At 34.6% G+C, this 257-nt stretch carries 1 protein-coding gene; it reads left to right on the forward strand.

Annotation, left to right across the window (positions count from 1 at the left end):
* A partial coding sequence (locus tag RMT89_RS44075; protein ID WP_315889377.1) for a hypothetical protein occupies positions 1 to 257 on the forward strand: 257 nt, incomplete at both ends.

A 257-nucleotide genomic window follows, 5' to 3' on the forward strand; every position in this document is an offset into this window, starting at 1 on the left:
GTGTCAGGGGAACATTTGAATGTAGAAGTTATTGATTCTTTAGCTAAGCTCAACGAAATTAATCGTCTTGCTCCATTTAGATTGAATAATAATCCTAACAGCGGTGACTTTAGGCTTGGTATAGACATTCTTGAATCAGTAATTGCTTTACTTAGCACCGGTGCAGGTCATCAAAGCACTAAAAATAATTTAATAGACTTAGGTTGGTCCCTGTTAAACAAACTATATAGTTTTTCATTTGATAGATTAGTGGACTC

Origin of the sequence: Streptomyces sp. P17, from assembly GCF_032436805.1 — a bacterium.
Lineage (GTDB): Bacteria > Actinomycetota > Actinomycetes > Streptomycetales > Streptomycetaceae > Streptomyces.